At 34.9% G+C, this 6504-nt stretch carries 3 protein-coding genes; 2 read left to right on the forward strand and 1 reads right to left on the reverse strand.

What is annotated here, in order from left to right; all coding sequences use genetic code 11:
• The coding region (locus ACT9TX_RS18115) for a right-handed parallel beta-helix repeat-containing protein (protein ID WP_481340472.1) at positions 1-1839 on the reverse strand (1839 nt) is incomplete at its 3' end.
• An 825-nt stretch (positions 1840-2664) separates the two neighbouring features.
• Here ACT9TX_RS18115 and ACT9TX_RS18120 point away from each other — a divergent pair.
• Both ACT9TX_RS18120 and ACT9TX_RS18125 read left to right on the forward strand, forming a co-directional pair.
• Entirely contained in the window at positions 2665-4560 is a 1896-nt protein-coding gene (locus ACT9TX_RS18120; RefSeq protein WP_481340474.1) for a sulfatase-like hydrolase/transferase, read from the forward strand.
• Between the two features lie 689 nt (positions 4561-5249).
• The coding region (locus ACT9TX_RS18125) for a sulfatase family protein (protein ID WP_481340476.1) at positions 5250-6504 on the forward strand (1255 nt) is incomplete at its 3' end.

Below are 6504 nucleotides of genomic sequence, written 5' to 3' on the forward strand. Positions count from 1 at the left end.
TGCATCAGTAGCAGTAGTCCAAGTACCAGTATATGAAATAGCAGCATTCGCATTATCTACTTTTACCGAATTGACTACAGGTTGTGTTGTTTTTGGCCAAAGTGTATAGGCATTGGCGCCTACAGCAATATCCGCAAAAGGGCCAACCTTTGGTGCGGTTTTAGAGATTGCTTTTCCAAAGAAGTCTTTGTCAATATCAGGAATTATCCATGTTTTGTAATTTGGTGCAAACGAATCAGCAGCCCAAAAAGGCGATGGTATAGCCAAGGCCTCTGCATTCATATTAAAGGTCAGTTTTGCTGAGGACTCAGTAGTGGTGTAAGCATTATTAGGATCGAAAGTTGCATTGCCATACACTTTACTATTAGCATCCATGCCAACGGGTTTGCATGGTGCGTTTGTAAAAAAAGCGTTGTAGTCAGATGCATTCGCATTTTGTCCTGGATAGGGTGTAAGTGGTACATTCTTTAATGCAGAACTACCAAAGAATATATTGCTAAAATAACTGTTGTTACTAGAAATATGTGTTGCATCGGCTGGGGCTGCGGTTGGCCCTCTATCTGTCCAAACATAGCCAAATAAAGACCCAATAAATAAGTTTTGTGCAAATACCATCCCATTTGTATTGCGTTGGTACACATTGGTATTAATGAACACATTATTATCAAACTGTGCTGCAGCTCCTATTTCTAAATATATTCTATTGGCACCTGCCCCATTAGTAGCAGGGTTGGTTAATACATTGCCCGAAATTTTTGCATTACCCCAATTTACATCACAATACAGCACTTCACCAGACCGAAGACCGTACACATAATTATCTAAAACTTTAGTATTAATGTTCCCCGCAATCAGTTTTATGGCAGCTAGCGATAGTATATCTGGGTTCAATCGACCAGCCTTTAGTACACTGTTGCCCTGTATGATATTGTTTGAGATATTAAATCCGATAATTCCATTTGCTCCAGTGTTTCTAATAGTATTGTTTTGTATTATATTGTATCCGCCAGGGAAAGTTGCGCTTGTTGCATCGCCGCTGCGACCATAATCGAGCCCAAAACCATTTGAATATTCTATAGTACAGTTTTGGATAATCCAGTGATGGCCAGTGTTAGTACTGATAATACCATGTATAGGATTTATAGCAGTGCCAAAATTTTGATCTACATAGTTGGCAGCATGCCTAATTTGAAAGCCATCTACCGTTATATAGCCCAAATTATAGGAGGATGGGCTAAAGCATTGCTCTCTAGCATTTATTTCTACCAATTCAGTATTGGGGTTTTGCGAACCAAAATTTGCAATTAGTACTGTGCCGTTATTTATATCTGTCCACGAGTTGGCGTTTGCCTTTACCAAGGCCACAGTGCTTAGTTCGCACATGGCTTGCTCATTTACATATATTTCCCCTAAAGAATGAGCCTTTCCTTTTACTGTTTTAGAAATACTATCCTCAGTGCTGACGTATTTCATATTTAGGGCAAAAGGGTTTCTACCATTAAAAATGGCTGTATTCAATGTCAGTTTCCAAGTGCCATCATTTTGGTTTACCCACCCTGTAGCAATTTCCGACCCCTTTATTATCACATTATTCCCTACTGCTAAATAGGTAATGCGTTTCGTTTCGCTAGTTCCGCCCCTAACAGGGTTTACCAATTCTCTATAAGTACCATTAAAAACTAAAATCGTATCTCCTGGCTGTGCCACCTGAGCGGCATCATTTATTTTTGTATAATCACCTAACCCGTTTTTCTTTACAATAATTGTTCTGCCAAAAATAATATTGGCTGCATTTAAAATAAGTAATGCTAGGAAAAGAAGTATTTTTTTTATTTTCATTATTTATATTTTAAATATTGTATATTTTTACTCTTCTTAAAATCAGTCAATAAAATGTGTTTTTTTAATTTGTTGTAGGGTAAATAATCAGGGAAGGAGACCAATAATTAAGATTTATGTTATGGCAGGTAAATAAACAGGTTGTTAAAAAACTTTAAATAGCTTTAGGTTAATTGACTATGTAGCAATCATTTTCTTTTATAAATACACGATGAAACTATTTAGATTTTATAGTTTAGCTATCCTGAGCTATCCTGATATCGTGTTAGTAATTATTAAGTGTTAATCTCTGAAGTCCTGGTATTACACAAAAAAAAGTTACAGCTTCGAAATATTTTGTAATTTTTTTTGATTGAAATAGTTGATTTATATTATAATAAATATAATAAAATATAAGTTGTCATAAATTATACCATTGAAGATTTTACAAAAAATTATATTCAAAGATAATAATTACATTAATGATACTTTCTAAAACAGATCTTTCAGTACAGCTCAGGATGGGTGATTGATTTATATTAAATAAGTTCGCGGGTCAACATCAAATTGATTGCTATAAATATTTCCCATTTGAAAAATGATTTTCTAAATCCTCTAATTACTCAAATAAGCAACTACATTATATCGCTTAATGATAGATGTAAGAATCCGATAATCTCAAATGAGTTAAATTAGGTAGGTGAATAAATTGAATTATGTCACAATAATCTAGTCTATAAATTTATTCAGTATTTGCAACATTCTTAAACTAAATCTTTTACCAATCATTCACGGCCACTTGTTAAGATAAGCATTGCTAGGTTGGATTAGTAATTAATAAAAATAATGAATAATATGAAAATACGTTCAAAATTTAGTAAGTCCATCATATTTTTTGTATTTATAATTCTCTCACCAAGTATTTATTTGTTAGCTCAAGTGTCAACAACTAAGCCCAATGTTATCGTTATAATCGTGGACGATTTGGGCAGTGGTGATGTAAGTTCGCTTTTTAGGACGGTGATAAAAACGCCGAACATAGATAGGTTTGCCACCCAAGGCGTCAAGTTCGAATCTGGCTATGTACCCGTTCCTCTTTGTGGGCCTTCCAGAGCTGGTTTTTTAACTGGTCTCTATCCTCAACGTTTTGGGTTTGCCGATAATTCTGGCGGTATACCAACAACTATGCCTATGCTGCCTAATATATTAAAGAACGCTGGTTATTATACAGCACATATTGGTAAATGGCATAGTGATGGACCGATGCCATATTTAAGAGATGCTTTTAATGAAAGCCTTTGTTCACCAGTTTCCAGTCCATTTATCAATTACTACCGTCCTAGTTTGGCTCGAAATGGTGTTGTTGAAAACAGCAATGAGTACAGTACTGATTTATTTGCACGCGAGGCTGTTGAATTTATAGAACGCAACAAAAACAAGCCATTTCAGCTAACGGTTGCTTTTAATGCACCACACATATTATCCGTTGTTAAGCAAGCAGCACTTATAAAAAAATCTTATGACTCCTCACTTGCTTTAGGTAGGCCAATACAAGTGCCAAAAATGAATACCGCCCGTCCTGGGGAAGCTGCAAAGTACTTAGCTCAATTTTCCAATGATACTTCACGTGCAGATGCGGTGGCCACGATTGTAGCATTAGATCAGGCAGTAGGTAAAATCTTGGATAAACTTAGCCTAACTGGTCTTGATAAGAACACCATTGTTTTCTTTTTTAGCGATAATGGTGGACATCCTGAAAATCGTAGTGAAAATTTGCCTCTGAGAGATTATAAATGGACGGTTTACGAAGGAGGTATTCGCACACCTTTTTTTGCCATGTACCCTGGCGTTTTTCCTGCTGGCTTAAATTATAGGCAGCCAGTAAGTACACTAGATATTTTTAAAACCTGCACAGCTTTAACTGGTACAAAAAATAGCGAACCGAACAATCTGGATGGAGTTGACTTAACGCCATATCTTACCAATAAAATTACAACCGCACCACACGATGCCTTATTTTTTAAAATATATAATTTAGGCGCTGTAAGACAAGGGGAATGGAAATTAGTAATAACAGATAATACACAAACAGAGCTTTATGACCTGTCAAAAGATGTAGAAGAACAAAATAATTTAGCTAACAAACAGCCTGCTCTGGTTAAAGATATGTGGGATAAATGGAAAGCTTGGGATGCTCAATTAACAGCTAATCCATTACCAGTTGATTTAAGTAATTTTTATGGTCGAAGTGAAAAGTACACCAACCGGCTTTTCTGGACGACTATTGCTGAAATAAATAATGCGTATTTTAATATTCAACGCAGTATCGATAATAATTCATTCAGTACAATTGGCACTGTTAAAGGGGCTGGAAACAGCAATACCTTGAATAATTATACTTATGAAGATAATAATGCATCTTTCGGTAAATCTTATTATAGGTTGGCCCAGGTTGATTTTAATGGAATAATACGATATAGCAATGTTATTGAACTAAATACGGTAAAACCAATAATAGTTAGCAGCTTTCCTAATCCGTTTACCAAATCGTTTACTATTACAACAAATTCTCAAATACCTCTTAGTATAAATATTATAGACCAGTATGGCAGAATACTTGAAAATAAAATTATAAGCAGCCAAAATCCCGTTGTTCTTGGAATTAATTTGCCGAAAGGTATATATTTCGCCGTAAATAGTGCAAACGGTATAATTTCATCGCAAAAAATCATAAAACAATAACGGTTAAAATTTATATTTAAGGACATTTATAGTTTGATATAATTTATCAACGAGTAATAAGTGTGTTCTATTATGACTTAAATTAATTTGCTATTATATGGTTTTAATGATGAATGTAATAAAAGGAAGTAGACTTTGCAATAGCAACTTTCCATTTTTTTAAGTTTGAACAGCCAATACCATTAAGAGCATAATCGTCACACCTTTATAAATCTCTGTAATTTATTTATAATCCTGCGATAATGAATCTCCTAATGTCCTAAAATAATATCTACTAGAGATTAAACAATTGCAACCTAAGTAAGGTCTTTGCAATTAAGCTATACTTTCTAAAACAAATCTTTCAGTATAGCTCAGGATGGGTGATTGATTTATGTAAAATAAGTTCGCAGTTGGACATTAACATGATTGCTACAAATATTTCCTATTTGAAAAATGATTTTTTAGATCATCTAATCACTCAAATAAGCAATTATATTGTATCGCGTCTTAATGAATCAAAGTATTCGATAACCTCAAATTGTTAGATAGGTACGTGAATAAATTGAAGTATTTCATAATAATCCAGCCGATAACTTTATTCAGTATTTACAACATTCTTAAACTGAATTTTTTACAAATCATTAATAGTCACTTGTGGGATAGGCAATGCCAGATTGCTATAATTTTCAATAAAAATAATAGATAGTATGAAAAAACGGTTAAAAATTAGTAAGTTCATCATATTTTTTGTATTTATAATTCTCTCACCAAGTATTTATTTGTTAGCTCAAAAGCCCACAACTAAGCCAAATGTTATCGTGATAATAGTAGACGATTTGGGCAGTGGTGATGTAAGTTCACTTTTCAGGACGGTGATAAAAACGCCTAATATAGATAGGTTTGCCACCCAAGGCGTCAAGTTTGAATCTGGCTATGTACCTGTGCCTCTTTGTGGGCCTTCCAGAGCAGGTTTTTTAACTGGTCTTTACCCACAACGTTTTGGCTTTTCAAATAATGCAGGTGGTATACCAACAACAATTCCAATGCTACCTAATATATTAAAGAACGCTGGTTATTATACAGCCCATATTGGTAAATGGCATAGCGATGGCCCCATGCCTTATTTACGTGATGCATTTAACGAGACTTTGTGTTCGCCAGTATCTAGCCCGTTTATTAATTATTATAATCCAAGATTAGCACGCAATGGTGTTATTGAAAATAGCAAAGAGTATAGTACAGATTTATTTGCACGAGAATCTGTAGAATTTATAGAACGCAATAAGAACAGGCCATTCCAGTTAACGGTTGCTTTTAATGCGCCGCATATACTATCTATAGCTAAGCTAGCAACATTTATAAAAAAATCCTACGATTCTTCGGTTGCTGTGGGGCACCCAATGCAAGTACCAAAAATAAGTACTGCTCGACCTGGCGAAGCCGCTAAATATTTAGCTCAATTTTCAAATGATACTTCACGTGCAGATGCGGTAGCTACCATCGTGGCATTAGATCAAGCAGTAGGCAAAATTTTAGATAAATTAAAAGCCAGTGGGCTTGATAAAAATACGGTTGTTTTCTTCTTTGGCGATAATGGTGGACATCCTGAAAATCGTAGTGAAAATTTGCCTCTAAGAGATTATAAATGGACGGTTTACGAAGGAGGTATTAGAACGCCGTTTTTTGCTATGTATCCAGGTGTTTTTCCTGCTGGCTTAAATTATAAGCAGCCCGTAAGCACACTGGATATTTTTAAAACCTGCACAGCTTTAACTGGTACAAAAGATAGTGAGCCAACCAACTTAGATGGTGTTGATTTAACGCCCTACCTCACCAACAAAATTACTGCCCCACCACACGATGCCTTGTTTTTTAAACTAAACAATTTAGGTGCTATAAGACAAGGGAAATGGAAATTGGTAATAACAGATAATACACAAACGGAGCTTTATGACCTGTCAA

The organism is Parasediminibacterium sp. HNIBRBA5674 (assembly GCF_056745525.1).

Coding starts and splice junctions, on each gene's coding strand:
- ACT9TX_RS18120 (WP_481340474.1), top strand. CDS start 2,665: ATGAATAATATGAAAATACGTTCAAAATTTAGTAAGTCCATCATATTT.